The organism is Isoptericola haloaureus (genome assembly GCF_036689775.1).
Lineage (GTDB): Bacteria > Actinomycetota > Actinomycetes > Actinomycetales > Cellulomonadaceae > Isoptericola > Isoptericola haloaureus.
In genome coordinates this window covers 911,026-930,274 of the sequence record NZ_JBAGLP010000118.1, presented here as the reverse complement: position 1 = coordinate 930,274, position 19,249 = coordinate 911,026, and the positions used below count along the sequence as shown (strand labels likewise).

At 73.9% G+C, this 19,249-nt stretch carries 12 protein-coding genes; 7 read left to right on the top strand and 5 right to left on the bottom strand.

Translation table 11 applies throughout. From position 1 onward, the window contains the following. Window positions 1-188 precede the first annotated feature (188 nt). The 4 genes from pdhA to V5O49_RS14395 all read left to right on the top strand — a co-directional run bounded on the left by pdhA (window position 189) and on the right by V5O49_RS14395 (window position 6,163). A complete protein-coding gene (gene pdhA / locus V5O49_RS14410) occupies window positions 189-1,385 on the top strand; it encodes a pyruvate dehydrogenase (acetyl-transferring) E1 component subunit alpha (protein WP_332902803.1) in 1,197 nt (398 codons plus the stop codon). Next, a complete protein-coding gene (locus V5O49_RS14405) occupies window positions 1,382-2,389 on the top strand; it encodes an alpha-ketoacid dehydrogenase subunit beta (RefSeq protein WP_332902802.1) in 1,008 nt (335 codons plus the stop codon). The genes pdhA and V5O49_RS14405 overlap by 4 nt, the downstream gene beginning before the upstream one ends. A 25-nt stretch (window positions 2,390-2,414) precedes the next feature. Next, the gene (locus tag V5O49_RS14400) at window positions 2,415-3,932 is read left to right on the top strand and encodes a dihydrolipoamide acetyltransferase family protein (protein WP_332902801.1); all 1,518 of its coding nucleotides are present in this window, start codon (window positions 2,415-2,417) and stop codon (window positions 3,930-3,932) included. 191 nt (window positions 3,933-4,123) lie between these two features. Next, window positions 4,124-6,163 (top strand): bifunctional copper resistance protein CopD/cytochrome c oxidase assembly protein, encoded by a 2,040-nt coding sequence (locus V5O49_RS14395; protein WP_332902800.1) that lies wholly within the window; start codon window positions 4,124-4,126, stop codon window positions 6,161-6,163. Window positions 6,164-6,187: 24 nt separating this feature from the next. On the opposite strand, the gene V5O49_RS14390 is transcribed toward V5O49_RS14395, so the two are convergent. The 4 genes from V5O49_RS14390 to V5O49_RS14375 all read right to left on the bottom strand — a co-directional run bounded on the left by V5O49_RS14390 (window position 6,188) and on the right by V5O49_RS14375 (window position 10,727). Next, window positions 6,188-7,081 (bottom strand): carbohydrate ABC transporter permease, encoded by an 894-nt coding sequence (locus tag V5O49_RS14390; protein ID WP_405001186.1) that lies wholly within the window; start codon window positions 7,079-7,081, stop codon window positions 6,188-6,190. After that, a complete protein-coding gene (locus V5O49_RS14385; RefSeq protein WP_278236189.1) occupies window positions 7,078-7,980 on the bottom strand; it encodes a carbohydrate ABC transporter permease in 903 nt (300 codons plus the stop codon). Before V5O49_RS14385 ends, V5O49_RS14390 begins: the two co-directional genes overlap by 4 nt. Window positions 7,981-8,041: 61 nt before the next feature. Then, on the bottom strand, window positions 8,042-9,340 hold the full coding sequence (locus V5O49_RS14380; RefSeq protein WP_405001185.1) for an ABC transporter substrate-binding protein: 1,299 nt from the start codon (window positions 9,338-9,340) through the stop codon (window positions 8,042-8,044). 214 nt (window positions 9,341-9,554) lie between these two features. Further along, entirely contained in the window at window positions 9,555-10,727 is a 1,173-nt protein-coding gene (locus V5O49_RS14375) for an FAD-dependent oxidoreductase (protein WP_278236191.1), read from the bottom strand. A 185-nt stretch (window positions 10,728-10,912) separates the two neighbouring features. Between V5O49_RS14375 and V5O49_RS14370 the strand changes: the two genes are divergently transcribed. Continuing rightward, window positions 10,913-13,042, top strand: coding sequence for a S9 family peptidase (locus tag V5O49_RS14370; RefSeq protein WP_332902798.1), 2,130 nt, complete (start codon window positions 10,913-10,915; stop codon window positions 13,040-13,042). A 22-nt stretch (window positions 13,043-13,064) separates the two neighbouring features. Here the strand turns inward: V5O49_RS14370 and V5O49_RS14365 are convergent, their stop codons facing one another. Further along, complete coding sequence (locus tag V5O49_RS14365) at window positions 13,065-13,703, bottom strand: TetR/AcrR family transcriptional regulator (protein ID WP_278236193.1); 639 nt, start codon at window positions 13,701-13,703, stop codon at window positions 13,065-13,067. Window positions 13,704-13,829: 126 nt separating this feature from the next. On the opposite strand from V5O49_RS14365, the gene V5O49_RS14360 reads away from it, so the two are divergent. Both V5O49_RS14360 and V5O49_RS14355 read left to right on the top strand, forming a co-directional pair. Further along, entirely contained in the window at window positions 13,830-16,697 is a 2,868-nt protein-coding gene (locus V5O49_RS14360) for an efflux RND transporter permease subunit (protein WP_332902797.1), read from the top strand. Continuing rightward, a complete protein-coding gene (locus V5O49_RS14355; RefSeq protein ID WP_332902796.1) occupies window positions 16,694-19,240 on the top strand; it encodes a YhgE/Pip domain-containing protein in 2,547 nt (848 codons plus the stop codon). The genes V5O49_RS14360 and V5O49_RS14355 overlap by 4 nt, the downstream gene beginning before the upstream one ends. Window positions 19,241-19,249: the final 9 nt, after the last annotated feature.

The following is a 19,249-nucleotide window of genomic DNA, read 5'->3' as shown; positions in this document are numbered from 1 at the left end:
TCCTCCAAAGCGGGACGGCGAGCCTTGGACGGCTTGCCGGGGGGCGATCCCCCGGTCCGGCAACCTACGCTGGCGTAGGCTACGAAGGCGTAGGTTCGGGGTCGCCGCAGTCGCGGCGGAGGACTCCGGGCCTCGCGCGCAGCCGGAGCAGCCCAGCCCCGCCCGGGGCCGCCAGCGAAGGAGACCGTGTGCCGCACCAGGTCATCGACGGGTCCGACGTCGGGTCCGCCGACGTCACCCCGCTCGTCCAGCTCGTCGCCCCCACCGGGGAGCGCGTCCACGAACCCGACAACGACGGTGACCATCCCGGTTACGCGGCACGGGTCGCCCACCTGACCGGTGACGACCTGCGCGCGATGTACCGCGACATGGTCCTGACGCGCCGGTTCGACGACGAGGCCACCGCGCTGCAGCGACAGGGCGAGCTCGCCCTGTACGCCCAGGCGACCGGCCAGGAGGCCGCGCAGGTGGGCCCCGCCCACGCGCTGGCCGCCCCGGACATGGTGTTCCCCTCCTACCGCGAGCACGGCATCCTGCACGTCCGCGGCGTCGACCCGGTCGACCGGCTGCGGCTGTACCGCGGTCAGGACCACGGCGGCTGGGACCCCGCGGAGCACAACGTCGCGCTGTACACGCTCGTCATCGGCTCCCACGTGCTGCACGCCACCGGGTACGCCATGGGCGTCCAGCGCGACGGCGCCGTCGGGACCGGCGACCCGGAGCGGGACACCGCCGTCGTCGCCTGCTTCGGCGACGGCGCGACGAGCCAGGGCGACGTCAGCGAGGCGCTCGTCTTCGCCGCCGTCAACGACGCCCCCGTCGTGTTCTGGTGCCAGAACAACCAGTGGGCCATCTCCGAGCCGACCACCCGCCAGTCCAGCGTCCCGCTCTACCGCCGCGGCGAGGGCTTCGGCGTGCCGAGCGTGCGCGTGGACGGCAACGACGTGCTCGCCTGCTACGCCGTGATGGCCGAGGCGCTGGAACGGGCCCACGCCGGTCACGGACCTACGTTCGTCGAGGCGTACACCTACCGGATGGGCGCCCACACCACCTCCGACGACCCCACCCGGTACCGCGAGCGCGCCGAGGAGGAGCACTGGCGCCAGCGCGACCCCATCGACCGGCTCGCGGCCCTGCTGCGCGCCGAGGGCCACTGGGACGACGACTGGGCCGGGGATGTCGCCGCCGAGGCCGACGCCCTCGGGGAGACCCTGCGGGCGGGCGTCCGCGCCCTGGACGCCCCGGAGAAGACGTCGATGTTCGACCACGTCTACGCCACGCCGCACGCGCAGGTCGCCGCCGAGCGCGCGTGGTTCGAGCAGTACGAGGCCGAGACGGCCGAGCAGACGGCGCAGGACGCCGCGACCGCGGAGGTGGCCCGATGAGCACCCAGACCATGCCGCTGGCCAAGGCGGTCACCGCCGGCCTGCGGGCTGCCCTCGAGGCCGACCCGTCGGTGATGCTCATGGGCGAGGACATCGGCCGGCTCGGCGGCGTCTTCCGCGTCACCGACGGGCTCCAGAAGGACTTCGGCGAGCACCGGGTCGTCGACACCCCGCTGGCGGAGTCCGGCATCGTCGGCACCGCCATCGGGCTGGCGATGCGTGGCTACCGGCCCGTGTGCGAGATCCAGTTCGACGGGTTCGTCTTCCCCGCCTACGACCAGATCACCACCCAGCTCGCCAAGATCCACAACCGCTCGCGGGGCCGCATCCAGGTGCCCGTCGTCATCCGGATCCCCTACGGCGGTGGGATCGGTGCCGTCGAGCACCACTCGGAGTCGCCGGAGGCGCTGTTCGCGCACACGGCCGGCCTGCGGGTCGTCTCCCCGGCCACGCCGCAGGACGCCTACGACATGATGCGCGCCGCCGTCGCCTCCCCGGACCCGGTGATCTTCCTCGAGCCCAAGGGCCGCTACTGGTCCAAGGGCGACGTCGACCTGGACAGCCCGGTGCCGTCCCTGGACGACGCCGCCGGCCCGGACCCGCTCGGGACGGCCCGGGTCGCCCGGTCCGGGACCGACGTCACCCTGGTCGCCTACGGCCCGACGGTCGCCACGGCGCTGTCCGCGGCCGAGGCGCTCGCCACCGAGGGCACCAGCGCCGAGGTCGTGGACCTGCGGTCGGTGTCCCCGCTGGACGTGCCCACCGTCGCGGAGTCGGTGCGCCGCACCGGGCGCTGCGTCGTCGTGCACGAGGCGCCGTCGTTCTTCGGCTCGGGGGCGGAGCTCGCCGCACGCCTGACCGAGGAGTGCTTCTACTCCCTCGAGGCGCCCGTGCTGCGGGTCGGCGGGTACCACGCGCCCTACCCGGTGGCGAAGCTCGAGCACGAGTACCTGCCGAGCGTCGACCGCGTCCTGGACGCCGTCGACCGCACCCTGGCCCACTGACCCGCCTGCTGACCGGAGGAACGAGATGAGCACCCAGCGTTTCCCCCTGCCGGACGTCGGCGAGGGGCTGACCGAGGCCGAGATCGTCGAGTGGAAGGTCGCCGTCGGCGACACCGTCGAGGTCAACCAGGTCGTCGTCGAGATCGAGACCGCCAAGTCCCTCGTGGAGCTGCCCAGCCCGTGGGCCGGCACCGTGACCGCGCTGCTGGCCGAGGAGGGCACCACGGTCGACGTGGGCGCGCCGATCCTCGAGATCGGCGACGGCGCGGCACCGGCCGCCGAGCCGGCGGCACCGGCCGCGCCCGTCGAGGAGACCGCCGCGCCGCAGAGCCCGTCCAACGGGGAGTCCTCCGGGTCTGTGCTCGTCGGGTACGGCACCGCCGACGCCGGGGCGGGCGGTCGGCGCCGGCGTCGGCGCGGCGGGGCCGCTGCGCCGACGGCCGAGCTTGCCGCGACGCCGGCCCCGGCTCCTCCGGCCCCGCCGGCCCCGAAGGCTCCGACTGCCGAGGCGGCGCCGGCCCCGGCCATGGTGGCCCCGGCGCCGGAGCCCCCCGCGCCGTCCGGCCCCTCGATCGACCGTGCGATGGTCAGCGTGCCGGCGGCCTCGTCCCCGGCCGACGCGCCGTCGTCGACCCGGGTGCGGGTGCTGGCCAAGCCGCCGGTGCGCAAGCTGGCCCGCGACCTGGGGGTCGACCTGGCCTCGGTGCACCCCACCGGCCCCGGCGGGATCGTCACCCGTGAGGACGTCACCGCCCACGCGGCGGCGGCCGAACCGCGGGCTCTGGCGACCTACCCCGGCGACGACCAGCCCTGGATGGCCTCGGGCGGCGTCTCCGACGACGGCCGCACCACCCGCGTCCCGGTCAAGTCCGTGCGCCGGCGGACCGCGGAGGCGATGGTGGCCAGCGCGTTCACCGCCCCGCACGTGACGGTCTTCCACACCGTCGACGTGACGAAGACGATGAAGCTCGTCGAGCGGCTCAAGAGCGACCGCGACTTCGCCGACGTGCGGGTGACGCCCCTGCTCATCGCGGCCAAGGCGGCGCTGCTGGCCATCCAGCGGCACCCGGAGATCAACGCGAGCTGGGACGACGAGGCGCAGGAGATCGTCTACCAGCACTACGTGAACCTCGGGATCGCCGCGGCGACCCCCCGGGGCCTCGTGGTGCCCAACGTCAAGGACGCCCACCGCCTCGAGCTGCTCGGGCTCGCCCAGGCGCTCGGTGAGCTGACGGCGACCGCGCGGGCCGGACGCACGACCCCGGCGGACATGTCGGGCGGCACGTTCACCATCACCAACGTGGGTGTGTTCGGCATCGACACCGGCACCCCGATCCTCAACCCGGGGGAGTCGGGCATCCTCGCGTTCGGGGCGATCCGCCAGCAGCCGTGGGTGCACAAGGGCAAGATCAAGCCCCGCTGGGTCACCCAGCTCGCCCTGAGCTTCGACCACCGGCTCGTCGACGGCGGTCTGGGCTCGCGCTTCCTGTCCGACGTGGCGAAGGTGCTGGAGGACCCTGCGCAGGGGCTCGTCTGGGGCTGACCGGCGCCCCCCGTGCCCGCGCGCTTCCCGTGGCCGCGTCCTCCCCGTGGCCGCGAGATCGACCCACCCGGACCGAGATCGATGCACCGTCAGTCGATCTCGGCCGCGGTGGGTCGATCTCGCGCGGAGGCGGCGAGGGTCACAGCGACGGCGGTCCGGGACGTCCCCGCACGCCGCCTACCCTGGATGCTGTGACCGCGCCCACCGCCCCGACGACCCGCCCCGCCCCGGCACCCACGTCGGCGCGCCCCTGGTGGCTGATCGCCGCCGGGCCGGGCGCCGTCGTCGTCGCCCTGCTCGCCCTGCTGGCCGCCGGCTCCTACTCGGGCGCCTTCGACCCGCTGGGGACCTTCAGCGACCCGGGGCCGGCGGTGCGCTGGGGGCTGCCGGCCGCGACGGTGCTGTCCGAGCTCGCGCTCGCCGTGACCGTGGGCGGCCTGTTCGCGGTCGCGTTCCTGCTGCCGCGCGGACGGCACACCGACCGCGTCCTGCTCGTGGCCGGCTGGGCGTCGAGCCTGTGGGCGGTCGCCGCCGTCGTCCAGCTCGTCCTCCGCTACTCCTACGTCTCGACGATCTCCCTGGCCGCGGAGACCTTCGGGCAGGGCCTGTGGCAGTTCGTGCTCGACGTCGAGCTGGGGCAGATCGGGCTGTGGACGATCCTGCTGGCTGCGGTCACGTCGGCCCTCGCGCTGGGCGTGCGGGGTCCCGTCGGTGCCCTGTGGACGGCCGTGCTGCCCGGGGCGGCGCTCGCCCTGCAGTCCACCACCGGGCACGCCGCCGGGGCCGTGAACCACGACCTGGCCGTCGGGGCGATGCTGCTGCACCTGGTCGGAGCGGCGCTGTGGGTCGGGGGACTCGCCGCCCTGCTCGTGGTCGTGCTCACCCGCACCGGCCGCCGCGGCGACGACGACCGGCTCGCCGCGTCCGCCGTCGCCCGCTTCTCCCCGGTCGCGGCCTGGTGCTTCGTCCTGGTGGCCCTGTCGGGCCTGATGAGTGCGGTGATCCGCATGCAGCACCTGGACGACCTCGTCACCCGCTGGGGCGTCCTGCTGCAGGCCAAGGCCCTGCTGCTGCTCGCGCTCGGTGCGTTCGGCTGGGCCCACCGGCGCTGGATCGTGGGTCGGCTCGCCACCGATCCCGGGCGGGTGCGGCGGCTGTACTGGCAGCTCCTCGCCGCCGAGCTCGTCACCATCGGGGCGGTCTCCGGCGTGGCGGTGGCGCTCGGGTCGACGGCGCCGCCGGTGCCGGACGAGGAGCTCGTCGACGCCTCCCCGGCCTTCCAGCTCACCGGCTACGCCCTGCCGCCCGAGAACACCCTGGGCAACTACTTCACGCAGTGGAGCGTCGACCCCCTGTTCGCCGTCGCCTGCGCCGCCGGGGCGCTGGTCTACGTCACCTGGGCGCTGCGGCTGCGGCGCCGCGGCGACCGCTGGCCGGTGGGGCGGACGATCTCGTGGTGCGCCGGCATGGCGATCATGGTCTGGGTGACGAACGGCGGCCCGTCGGTGTACGGGCACGTGATCTTCTCCGGGCACATGACCCAGCACATGGTGCTGGCGATGGTGATCCCGCTGCTGCTGGTCCTCGCGGCCCCGGTCACGCTCCTCCTGCGGGCGGTCCCGGCGCGCAAGGACGGCTCGCGCGGGCCGCGCGAGTGGGTGCTCGCGATCGTGCACTCCCGTGTCGGCAGCTTCGTGGCGAAACCGGTCGTGGCGGCGGTGATCTTCGCCGGCGGCATGATCGCCTTCTACTTCACGCCGGTGTTCGGCTGGGCGCTGTCGAACCACGCCGGCCACGTGTGGATGATCATCCACTTCACGCTCGCCGGATACCTGTTCGCCAACGCGCTCGTCGGCATCGACCCCGGTCCGCAGCGCCCGCCGTACCCGCAGCGGCTGCTCCTGCTGTTCGCCACCATGGTGTTCCACGCGTTCTTCGGGGTCGTGCTCACCACCGGCACGTCGCTGCTCGTGGCCGACTGGTTCGGGAACATGGGACGGCCGTGGGGGCTGCCCGCGATCGACGACCAGCAGCTCGGCGGCGCCATCGCCTGGGGGATCGGGGAGCTGCCCACGCTGGTGCTCGCCGTCGTCGTGGGCGTGCAGTGGGCCCGGTCCGACGAGCGCGAGGCCCGACGCAGCGACCGCCGGGCGGAGCGGGACGACGACGCCGAGCTGCGGGCCTACAACCGGATGCTGGCCGACATGGCCGAGCGCGACGGGCGGGACTGAGCCCGCCTGTCCCGGCGGGGTCGGTCAGCCCTTGACCGACCCCGACATCAGCCCCCCGACGAAGTACTTGCCGAGCAGGATGTACACCAGCAGCGGTGGCAGGGAGGCGAGCAGGGCGCCCGCCATCGAGACGCCGTAGTCCTGCAGCAGCGCGCCGTTGGCCAGGTTGTTCAGCGCCAGGGTGACCGGGCCGTTCTGGCTCGAGGAGAAGAACACCGCGAACAGGAAGTCGTTCCACGCGTTGGTGAACTGCCAGATGAGCACGACGACGAAGCTCGGCACCGAGATCGGCAGGATGATCGACCAGTAGGTGCGCAGCATCCCCGCGCCGTCGACCCGTCCGGCCTCGACCAGCTCGTGCGGGACGGTCTGGTAGTAGTTGCGGAAGATCAGAGTGGTGATCGGGATGCCGTAGACGACGTGCAGGATGATCAGCGACGGGACGCCGCTGGGGACCCCTGCCCCGAGCATCAGCTCCAGCAGCGGGATCATCACCGCCTGGTACGGGATGAACATGCCGAACAGGATCAGCGTGAAGACGACGTCGGCGCCGCGGAACGACCAGCGCGACAGCACGAACCCGTTCATCGACCCGAGCATCGCCGAGATGAGCGCGGCCGGGACGACCATCTGGAAGGTGCGTCCGATGGCGGGGGACAGGGCGTTCCAGGCGCCGACCCAGTTGTCGAGGGTCCAGTCGGTGGGCAGGTTCCAGGCGCGCGCCGGGGAGGCGTCACCGGCCCCCTTGAAGCTCGTCACGAACAGCACGTAGACGGGGATCAGCACGATGAGGACGAACACGATCATCGCCGCGTACTTGGCGGTGCGGCCGACCGTGAACCGGGGGCGCGCGGTGTCGTCCCGGAGCTCGACGGGTTCGCCCGTGACGCCCGGTGGCGTGGAGACGTGGGTGCTCATCGCTTCTCCGCCTTGTGGGTCCGGACGAGGTAGGGCACGACGACCAGCGCGACGATGACCAGCAGGATCGTCCCGACGGCGGCTGCGTCGGCGTAGTTGAAGCTCGACTTGAACACGTACATGTCGACCGCCGGCACCTTGGTCTGGTAGTTCGCCGGCTTCGAGATCGACATGATGAGGTCGAACGACTTCAGCGACATGTGACCGATGATGATCAGCGCGGACAGGGCGATGGGCGACAGCTGCGGGAAGAGCACCAGCCGGTAGAGCTGCCACTCGCGGGCCCCGTCCACGCGGGCGGCCTCCCGCAGCTCGTCGGGGATGCCGCGGAAGCCGGCGAGGAACAGCGCCATCACGTATCCCGAGAGCTGCCAGATCGCCGGCAGGGCGATCGCCAGGATGCCGAACGTGATGTTGTTCCACCAGTTGTTCTGCAGGAAGTCCAGCCCGACCATCTGGAACAGGCGGTTGAGGCCGCTGGCGCCCTCGCCCTGGTTGGAATTCAGCAGCCACCGCCACACGACGCCGGAGGCCACGAACGACACCGCCATGGGGAACAGGTAGATCGAGCGGAAGAACCCCTCGCCGCGGTCCGGCTTGTCGAGCATCCAGGCCCAGCCGAACCCCATCACCATGGTCCCGACGAGGAACGCGACCGTGAACAGCACGAGGTTCGTCAGCGAGTGCTGGAAGTCGTCGCTGCCCAGCAGGGCGACGTAGTTCTCGAACCAGACCGTCGTCACGGGCTGCTGCCCGGTGGCCTGGGCCGCGGTGTGGTTGTCCGTGATCGAGGTCCGGAAGTTCGCGGCGATGAGGCCGTAGACGAACACGGCCAGCAGGATCAGCGACGGGGCGAGCAGCAGGAGCGGTGCTCCGAACCGCCGCAGACGGTGTCTCATGCGTCCTCCCGGGGGCGGACGGTGGCCGGCCGGCCTGCGGGCCGGCCACCGTCCGACGGCGTCACATGGTCGCCGCGGCCAGCTCGGACTGGAACGTGGCCAGGTCCGAGGCGCCGGTGGTGAACTTGCTCGTGGCGTCCGAGATCGCGTTGAGCGTGGCGACCGGTGTCGCGGCGCCGTGCGCGAGCGAGGACACGATGGTGTCGCTGGCGAACGCCTCGACGGCGGTCTGCTGGTACTCGGAGAAGTCCGAGGTGTCGGCGTCCGTGCGGGCCGGGATGGACCCCTTGGCCTTGTTGAACGCCTCCTGGCCCTCGGTCGACCCGGCGGTGTCGAGCCAGGCGCGCGTCCCGTCGGGGTTCGGGGCACCGACCGGCATGGTGAACGAGTCCGCCAGGAAGTCGAACTCCCCGTCGGTCCCCGGGACCGGGAAGTAGACGTAGTCGTCGGGCGCCATCGAGCCCGCCTCCTGGAACGCCGCCTCGGCCCAGTCGCCCATCACGTTGAAGCCGGCGTCGCCGTCGATGACCTGCTGGGTCGCGTCGGGCCAGTCGAGGCCGTCCCGGTCGCCGTTGGTGTAGCTCATCAGCCTCTCGAAGTGCTCGAGCGCCGCCGTCACCTCGGGGCCCTCCCAGTCGGTCGACCCGTCCCACAGCCCGGTGTAGGCCTCGGGACCGAGCGTGGACAGCAGCACCGTCTCCAGCAGGTGGACCTGCGTCCACGTCGTCGCGATCGACAGCGCGGTCGCGCCGGACTCCTGCACGGCGTCGAGCGCCTCGTACCAGGCGTCGAGGTCGGCGTACTCGGCGGCGGGGTCCAGTCCCGCGTCCTCGAGCACGGTGGGGTTGGCCCACACCACGTTCGCGCGGTGGATGTTCGACGGGACCGAGTAGATCGCCCCGTCCTCGGTGGTCAGCCGGTCGACGAGGTCGGGCGGGAACGCGTCGGTCAGGCCGAACTCGTCGTACAGGGCCGAGACGTCCTCGATCTGCGCGGCGTCGATGTAGTCCTGCAGCTCCGCTCCGGCGTGCGCCTGGAACGTGTCCGGCGGGTCGCCCGCCTGCAGCCGCGACTGCAGCAGGTCCTTCGCCGCGGAGCCCGCGCCGCCCGCCACGGCGCCGTTGACGAAGGTGAAGTCGGGGTGCTGCTCCTCGAACACCCCCACCAGGGCGTCGAGCCCGGCCTTCTCCGAGCCGGCGGCCCACCAGGTGAAGACCTCGACCTCGCCACCGGCCATGTCCTCGCCGCCGGTGCTCCCGTCGGAGGTGTCGCCGGTGTCTCCGGATCCGCCGCAGGCCGCCAGGCCCAGGGCGAGGACGGCGGCACCCGCCGTCGCTGACACGAGTCGTCCGCTACGCATGCTCCTCATCGCCTTCGGTGCGGTGCGAGGGGATCGCGAGCCCGGGGCCGCGACCAGGCGCGTCGGTGCGCCCGTCATCCCCACTTTTCAGAGAACGCCTGGCAGAAACCGTTGTCAACACGCCGTCCGAACTTCACCCGAACCGTGACCGGTGCGTGATCCTGCGGCTGACGAGCCCCGCGGGCGACGGGTCCCCTCGCGCTGGTGCCGCGGTTCAGAAGAGCTCGTCGAGCACCCGCGGGGCCAGCCCCAGCGCCGTCGTCGTGGCCAGCCCGTCCGTGACGTTGACGGTCCGCACGCCGGGCAGCGGCTCGGTGACGACGAACGGGTCGGCCACCGGCGCGGTGCGGGCACGCACCGGCTCGGTCGCCGTCCAGCGGCCGAGCACCGTGAGCGGACCGGTGCCGAGCAGCTCGGCGGTCGCGTCGAGCAGCAGCCCGTCCACCGCCTCGGAACGGCCCGGCACGTCGGCGGGCGCCCGCCCGTCACCGACGACGACGGAGCCGTCGGCCTGGGAGTGCAGCGACAGGTGGATCTCCGCGGCGAGCAGGTCCGGCCGGTGCCGGCGCCACCGGTCGCGCACCTCGCCGAGGGCCCGCGAGTGCAGGTAGGCGGCGTCGCGCAGCACGGTCGTGCCGCCGAGCACGACGGGCCCGGAGGCGAGCCGGGCCTGCGCGGCGACGTCGTCGGGCGTGGGCGGTGCGACGCGCAGGAGCTGGCGGCGCACGGGGGTCAGGTCGGCCCCCGCGGACCAGAAGAGGGAGCCGACCGCCTGCCCCGCGGCGACCACGACCCGCTTGGCCACGACCTCGCCCCGCGAGGTGCGCACCAGGGTGCAGCCGCTGCCGGCGTCGAAGGTCTGGGCGGCGGTGCGCCAGGCGACGTCCACCTGGGGGCGCGAGGAGAGCCAGTCGCAGATCGCCAGCAGCGCGGCGTAGGGGTCCAGCCGCAGGTCGAGGGGGAGCCACACGCCCCCGACGGCGTGCGCGACCGGGGTCCGGTCGGCCACGCTGCGGTGGTCGAGCAGCTCGGCGTCGCCGGCCCGCGCGGCGACGAGGTCGTCGAGCACGGCGAGCTCGTCGGCGTGCTGGGCGACGACGACCGCGCCGCTCTCGCGCACCCCGAAGCCGGCGTCGCGGCCGAGCTTCAGCCAGCGCTCCCGGGAGGCCAGGGCGCAGGCCAGCGCGGTCGAGTCCTGGGTGGTGACGGCCACGTGCCCGCTGCGCCGGGCGGTGGACCCGTCGGGCCGGGCGGCGCCGTCCAGGACGAGCACCGAGTGGCCCCGGGCGTGGGCCTCGACGGCGTGCGCCAGCCCCACGATGCCCGCACCGACGACGACGAGGTCGACCTTGGCGGGCAGGGGAGGCGGGGCGCTGTCGTGACTCACGTCCAGAATCTGCCTGAGCCCGAGGGCGCCGTTCAAGGCGCACGTTGCCCCCCGACGAGGTGTTCGGCCACTGTTCACCTGGGGTTCGGCCCGGCGTTCCCGGAGCGTCGCGAGCGCCCAGCGGCAGCCCTGTCGACGGCGTCGTGCGGGCTCGGCCGTCCGGGGCGTGTGGTAGACCCGGGAGGGTGACTCAGGACACCTCCGCGGAGACCCCGCGCACCCCCTTCGACGACCTCGACGACTACCTGGCCCTCGGCCGCCTCGGCGGCCTCGCCCTCAGCGCGGACGGGCGGCGGCTCGTCACGACCGTGCAGACCCTCGACCCGGAGCGCACCGGCTCCGTCTCGGCGCTGTGGGAGATCGACCCGACCGGCGCCCGGCCGGCGCGACGCCTGACCCGCAGCGCGGCCGGCGAGTCCGCGGCCGTCTTCACCGCCGGCGGCGAACTGCTCTTCACCTCCGCCCGCCCCGACCCCGAGAGCACGGGGTCCGACGACGAGAAGAAGGCGGCCCTGTGGGCGCTGCCTGCGGACGGCGGCGAGGCGCGCGTGGTGGCGACGACGCCGGGCGGCGTCGGCGGGGTCCTCGCCGCCCGCGACGCCGACGTCGTCTCCCTCTCGACGGCCGTGCTGCCCTCGGCCGACGACCTCGAGGCGGACGCCGAGCTCCGCACGGCGCGCCGTGACACGAAGGTGAACGCGATCTGGCACACCGGCTACCCGGTACGCCACTGGGACCACGACCTGGGCCCGGACGCGCCGCGCCGGTACGCGTTCGCCCTCGGCGACGTGGCCGAGGGGGAGCGGGCCGAGCCGCGTCAGCTCACGGGGGCCGGCCGCCAGCTCGAGGAGCACGACGCGGCCCTGAGCCCGGACGGCGGCACGCTGGTCACGAGCTGGGCGGTCGCCGACCCGGGTGCCGCGCGCCGCACGATCCTCGTCGCGATCGACACCGCCACCGGCGAGCGGCGCACCCTCGTCGACGACCCCGACGCCGAGATCGGCGCGCCGACCGTCTCCCCGGACGGTCGGTGGGTCGCCTACGTGACCTCGACGATCACGACGCCCACCGACCCGCCGGTGGTCCGGGCCGCCCTCGTGGCGCTGGACGGCAGCGGCGAGCCCGAGGTGCTCGCCGACGACTGGGACCGCTGGCCGTCGTCGCTGACCTGGCTGCCGGACGCGGGCGGGCTGGTCGTGACCGCGGACGACGACGGGCGCGGCCCGGTCTTCCTGCTCACGTTCGACGGTGCGCCCGGCGAGGGGCCGGTGACCGTCGAGCGGGTGACCGCGGACGACGCCGTGCTCACCGACGTCCGCGTCGCGCCGGACGGGTCGGCGCTGTACGCGCTGCGCACCTCCTACGCCGCGCCGTCGGAGCCGGTGCGGGTAGACCTGGCGGCGTTCGTCGCCTCCGGGGAGCCGGGGGAGCGCGCGCCGGTCGACGCCGTCGCCCTGCCGTCCCCCGTGCCCGCCCCGGAGCTCCCGGGCTCGCTGACCGAGGTGGTCACGACGGCGGCCGACGGGACCCGCGTCCGGGCCTGGCTGGCGCTGCCCGCCGGGGCGTCGTCGTCGGACCCGGCGCCGCTGCTGCTGTGGATCCACGGCGGCCCGCTCGGCTCGTGGAACGCCTGGTCGTGGCGCTGGAACCCGTGGCTGATGGTGGCGCGCGGGTACGCGGTGCTGCTGCCGGACCCGGCCCTGTCCACGGGGTACGGCCAGGAGTTCGTCGCCCGCGGGTGGGGTGCGTGGGGCGACGCCCCGTTCACCGACCTCATGGCGGTCCAGGACGCCGCCGAGGCCCGCGACGACGTCGACGCGTCCCGGACGGCCGCGATGGGCGGCTCGTTCGGCGGGTACATGGCGAACTGGGTGGCCGGGCACACCGACCGGTTCCGCGCCGTCGTCACCCACGCCTCGCTGTGGGCGCTGGACGGGTTCGGCCCGACGACGGACCACGCCTACTACTGGGCGCGCGAGATGACCCCCGAGATGCGCGACGCGCACAGCCCGCACCGGTTCGTCGGGGACATCACCACGCCGGTGCTGGTGATCCACGGCGACAAGGACTACCGGGTGCCGATCGGCGAGGGCCTGCGGCTGTGGCGCGAGCTGCTCGCCGACTCGGGGCTGCCCGCGGCGGACGACGGCTCGACCGTGCACCGCTTCCTGTACTTCCCGGACGAGAACCACTGGATCCTGACCCCGCAGCACGCGAAGGTCTGGTACCAGGGCGTGCTGGCCTTCCTGGCCGAGCACGTGCTCGAGGTGCCGGCCGGTGAGGGCGACACGGTCCTGCCGACGACCCTCGGCTGAGGACCCGACCTCCTCGTGGCGCCTACCGGGGCGTCACGAGGAGGTCGACCAGCCGCTCCAGACGGGCGATGGCCTGCTGGTCGGCCGGGGCGCCGAGCACCGCGGCCCGCGAGCCGGCGTCCTCGACGCACATCAGCAGGTCGACGGCGGTCGGCGTGTCCACGATGAACCGCAGGTCGAACTGCTCCAGCAGCCCGTCGATCACGGCGGCGACCTCGCCGCGCAGGCGGTTCTGGGCGCCGACGTACTGCTGCGCGACCTCGGGGTCGCGCATGGCCATCAGCTCGAACTCGGCATTCATCAGGCACCACAGCCGGTGCTCCTCCTCGTCGAGCTCGAACGCGACGAGGACCTGCCGGACGGCGTCGCGGAACCCTTCGGGGGTCGCGGCGCGGGCGGCGGCGAGCTGGGGGCCGAGCTGCTCGAGCGACCGCAGATGGTCGCGGGCCTTGCGCTCCACGAGGGCGTGGAACAGCTCCTCGCGCGAGCCGAAGTTCGAGTAGAACGCGCCGCGGGTGAACCCGGCGGCCTCGCAGATCGCCTCGATCGGGGTGGCGGCCACGCCGTGCTCGGAGAAGAGCGCGAAGGCCGCGTCGAGCAGGCGCTCACGGGTGCGCTCGCGGCGCGCGGAGCGCACGCTGGTGGCGTGCTCGGTCGTCACGTGGGCCCTCCCTGGAACGTGGTGCGGTGCCCACTGTAGCCAGTGCACCGGTGTATCCGATACATTCGTGCATCGGATACAGTGGCGTATCGATCGTCCTGTCGTCCCAGCCCTCGGGAGTCCCGCGTGTCCTCCGTCCTGTACTCGCTCGGCCGCTGGGCCGCCGGCGCGCGTCGGCTCGTCGTCGTCGCCTGGCTCGGGATCCTCGTCCTCACGGGGGCGGCCGGCGGCCTGCTCTACCAGGGCTTCGACAACTCGATCACCATCCCGGGCACGGAGGCGCAGGAGGCGCTCGACCAGCTCTCGGCCACGTTCCCCGAGGTCAGCGGGTCCTCGGCGCAGATCATCGTCGTGGCGCCGGACGGCGAGACCGTCGAGTCCGACGACGTGCGCGGGCCGGTCGAGGACGCCGCCGAGGAGATCGGCGAGCTCGACGAGGTCCGGGTCGTCACCACGCCGTACGACGACCAGCTCTCCGCCTCGGTCAGCGACGACGAGCAGGCCACGATCCTGCAGGTCCAGCTCGACGGCGACGCGTTCTCGATCAGCGACGCCACCAAGGACGCCCTGCACGAGACCACCGACGAGCTGTCCGCCGCCCTCCCGGCCGGCGCGCAGGCCTCCCTGGGCGGGGAGCTGTTCTCCACCGAGCTGCCCGCGCTGAGCATCGTCGAGGCCGTCGGCCTGGTGATCGCGCTGGTGGTGCTCGTGCTCACCCTCGGCTCCTTCGTCGCCGCCGGGCTGCCGCTGGTCAACGCCCTGGTCGGGGTGGGCGTGTCGATGCTGCTGCTCCTGGCCACCACGGTGCTCGGCCCGATCAACTCCACCACCCCGATGCTCGGGCTGATGCTCGGTCTCGCCGTCGGGATCGACTACGCGCTGTTCATCGTCTCCCGCCACCAGGAGCTGCTGCGCGACGGCGTCGACGTGCACGAGTCCGTCGCGCGCTCGACCGCCACGGCCGGGTCCGCCGTCGTCTTCGCGGGGCTGACCGTGATGATCGCGCTGGTCGGCCTGAGCGTCGCCGGGATCCCGTTCCTGTCGATCATGGGTGTCGCCGCGGCCGTCGCCGTCGGGTTCGCCGTCCTGGTCTCCCTCACCCTGCTCCCGGCGCTGCTCGCCCTCGCGGGCGACCGGCTCCGCCCGAAGCCGCGCCGGAAGGCCCGTCGCGGGAAGGCGGTCGCCCCGGTCGCCGACGCGACCGGCCACGAGAACCGCTTCTTCGCCGCCTGGGTCTCGGCCGTGACGAAGAAGCCGATCGTCACCATCGTGCTCGTCGTCGTCGCGCTCGGGGCCCTCGCGTTCCCGGCCACCAACCTGCGCCTGGCGCTGCCCGACGCCGGCTACCTGCCCGAGGGCAACGAGGCCCGGCAGACGTACGAGCTGGTCGGGGAGAACTTCGGGGACGGGTTCAACGGGCCGCTGATCGTCACGGGCACGATCATCGAGTCGACCGACCCTCTCGGCCTCATGGACGACCTCGCCACCGAGATCGAGGCGCTGCCCGGCGTCGCCGACGTCCCGATGGCCACGCCCAACCAGAGCGCGGACACCGGCATCATCCAGGTGGTCCCCGAGGGGGCGCCGGACTCCGAGGCGACCAAGGCGCTCGTCAACGAGATCCGTTCGATGCACGACTACTGGATCGACGAGTACGGCGTCGACCTGTCCGTCACCGGGTTCACCGCCGTCGGCATCGACGTGTCCGACAAGCTCGGCCAGGCGCTGCTGCCGTTCGGCATCGTCGTCGTCGGCCTGTCGCTGCTGCTGCTCATGATGGTGTTCCGGTCCATCTGGGTCCCGGTCAAGGCGACCGTCGGGTACCTGCTGAGCGTCGGCGCGGCGTTCGGCGCGGTCACCCTCGTGTTCGAGAACGGGCTGTTCGCCGACGCGCTGCACGTGACCAAGCTCGGTCCCGTCATCAGCTTCATGCCGATCATCCTCATGGGCGTGCTCTTCGGTCTGGCGATGGACTACGAGGTGTTCCTCGTGTCCCGGATCCGCGAGGACTTCGTCCACAACGGACGTCGCGCCCGCCGTGCCGTGCACACCGGCTTCCAGGGGGCCGCCAAGGTGGTCACCGCGGCCGCCGTCATCATGTTCAGCGTCTTCGTCGCGTTCGTCCCCGAGGGCGACATGTCCCTCAAACCGATCGCGCTCGGCCTGGCGGTCGGCGTCGCCGTGGACGCGTTCGTGGTGCGGATGGTCCTGGTCCCCGCCGTGCTCGCCCTCCTGGGCGACCGGGCCTGGTGGATCCCGCGCTGGCTCGACCGCGCCCTGCCGACGTTCGACGTCGAGGGCGAGGGCATCGCCCGCGAGCTGCGCCTGGCCGACTGGCCCGGGCCGCGGCCCGACGGCCGCGAGGACGCCGTCGCCGCGCACGAGGTCACCGTCGCCGGGCCGCACGCCCGCCCCGGCGACGCGCCGCTCGTCGGCCCGGTGAGCGTCCGGGTCCCCGCGGGCGGAGCGCTCGCCGTGCACGGTGACGCCACCGCGGCCGTCAACGCCCTGCTGCTGGCCGTCGCCGGCCGCATCCACCCGGACGACGGCGTGGTCAAGACCGCCGGGTACGTCCTGCCCGAACGGGCCCCGGCTGTCCGGTCCCGCGTCGCCGTCGTCGACGCCGCCGCCCCCGACGTGCCGGCCGCCGGCACCGTGACGCAGGCCGTGCGCGAGGGCGCGCGCGTCGTCGTCGTCGACCGGACCGACGTCGTCGCCGACCGCGCCGACCGCGAGGCGCTCGCCCACGCGCTGTCGGCCGCCGCCGGCACCGGGACGACGCTGCTCGTGGGGTCCACCGGGGTCGCCGCGACCGACCTGCTGCCGACCGGAACGCCCGTCCTCGACGTCGGCTCCGGCTGGGGCTCCCCCGGCACGTTGCACGGCGGGGAGACCCCGCCACCGCCGCCGGCCGAGGAGCACGGCGCCGACGACGAGCACGCCGGGCACCCCGAGCACGACCAGAACTCCACCACCCAGGAGGTGCGGGCATGAACCGCGTCAGGCAGAACCCGTGGGCGGTCGCAGCGGTCGCCCTCCTCCCCGTGCTCGTGCTGGGCATCCTGCTGGCGTCCCTGTGGAACCCGGTCGACCGCCTCGACACGGTCCCCGCCGCGATCGTCAACGACGACGAACCCGTCGAGATGGACGGCCAGACCGTCCCGCTCGGCCGCCAGCTCGCCGCCGGGCTGGTCGGCGGTGCCGAGGACTCGGACGTGAACTACGACTGGACCATCACCGACACCGAGCAGGCGGCCGAGGGGCTCGACGACGGCACCTTCGCCGCCGTGGTGACGATCCCCGAGGACTTCTCGGCCGCCGCGACGTCGTTCGGGTCCGAGGACCCGACCGAGGCGCGCCAGGCGACGATCGACGTGTCCACGCCCGCCGGCGGCCGCGTGGTCGACGACGCGCTGGCCCGCATCGTCGCCACCACGGCCACGACGGTGCTGGGGTCCTCCCTGACCGAGACGTACGTGGACAACGTGCTGATCGGCTTCAACGACCTCTCCGACGGGATCGGGGAGGCCGCCGACGGGGCGAACCAGCTCGCCGACGGTGTCGACGAGACCGCCTCCGGGGCCGACGACCTGGCCGACGGCGCCCGGCAGTACGCCGACGGAGTCGGCCAGTTCGCCTCCGGTGTGGGCGAGGCGGCGGACGGTGGCTACGCGCTGGCCGACGGCGCGGACCAGTTCGCCTCCGGCGTCGGGCAGGCCGCGGACGGTGGCTACGCGCTGGCCGACGGCGCGGACCAGTTCGCCTCCGGCGTCGGGCAGGCCGCGGACGGTGGCTACGCGCTGGCCGACGGCGCCCGGCAGTACGCCGCCGGTGTCGGCGAGGCCGCCTCCGGGGCGGACGAGCTCGCGACCGGCGCCGACCAGTACGCGGCCGGCGTCGGGTCGGCGGCGACGGGGGCCGAGGAGCTGGCCGCCGGCGCCGGGCAGGTCGCCGACGGTGTCGACGGCATCACCGGGGGCATCGTGGAGAGCGCCGACGGGGCCGACGACCTGGCCGCCGGGGGCTACGAGGTGGCCGACGGCGCGGACCAGGTGGCCACCGGCGTGCGCCAGCTCGCCGACCAGGCCGGCCAGATCGACGAGCAGGTGCCCACCGAGGACCAGATCCAGGCCGGGCTCGACGAGATCTCCGCCGGCTACGAGGCCAACGCCGCCGAGATCGCCGCCGCCCTGGACGACGCCGAGGCGGCCCTGGGCTGCGCGACGACGCCGGAGAGCGACGCCTGCCAGCAGCTCGAGACGATCCGGACCGTCCTGGCCAGCCTGGACAGCGGGGTCACGGGCGAGTTCGACGAGCTCGCCGACCAGCTGCTCGGTGCCCGCGGGCAGCTCACCGACCTCGCCGAGGGGACCGACCAGCTCGCCACGGGGGCCGAGGGTGTCGCGACCGGTTCCCGCGGGATCGCCGACGGGACGGCCGAGCTCGGCGACGGGCTGCGGGACCTGGCCGACGGCAACCGACAGGTCGCCGCCGGTGCCGACGGCGTGGCCGACGGGGCCTCCGAGCTCGCCGCCGGGGTGAACCAGCTCGACTCCGGGGCCCAGCAGCTCGCGGGCGGCGTGGACGACCTCGCCGACGGCGTCGGGCAGCTCGACGCGGGCGCCCAGGAGCTGGCGACCGGGGTGACCGGGTTCGCCTCGGGTGTGGGTCAGCTGGACTCCGGTGCGCAGGAGCTGGCGACCGGGGTCAGCGGCTTCGCCTCGGGTGTGGGTCAGCTGGACTCCGGTGCGCAGCAGCTCGTGACCGGTGCCGACGGCGTGGCCGACGGCTCGGGGCAGCTCGCGGACGGCGTCGACCAGTTCGCCGACGGCGCCGACGAGCTCGCCGTCGGGCTGGACGAGGCCGCCGCGGGGATCCCCACCTACTCCGAGGACGAGCGGGAGAACCTCTCGGGCGTCGTCGCGAACCCGGTCTCGGCACCGGGGGTCGACGACCTGTCCACCGGTGCCACGGGACCGCTGTTCGCCGTCGTGGCCCTCTGGCTCGGGGCCCTCGGGCTGCTGACCGTGTACCCGCCGGTGGCGGCGCACGCGCTCGGCTCGACGCGGTCCTCGGTGCGGCTCACCCTCGAGGCTCTCGCCCTCCCGGCCGCGATCGGCGCCGGCACGGGTGCTCTCGTGGGCGGGATCCTCGCCGCGGTCGAGGGGGCGTCGCTCCTGGGCTGGGTCGGCGCGATCGCCATCGGCGTCCTGGTCTCGGTGTGCTTCGTCGCGGCGCACCTCGGCTTCCTCGGCTGGCTCGGCCACGTCGGGCGCGGCATCAGCCTGCTGATGGCGGTGCTGCTCATCGGCACCGGCGTCGTGGCCACCGTGCCGGACGCCCTGGTCTCGCTGGTCGAGTTCCTGCCCACCGGTGCCGGTCGGGACGCCTTCGCCGCGGTGCTGCTGCCCGCGGTGGGCGGACTGGGGCTGGCCCTGACCGCCCTGGTGCTGTGGACCGGCGTCGGGCTCGTGCTCGGGATCGCCGCCGCGGCACGCGCGCGGCGCACGCGGGTGGCGGCTCTGCTGCGCGCCTGACCGTCAGGA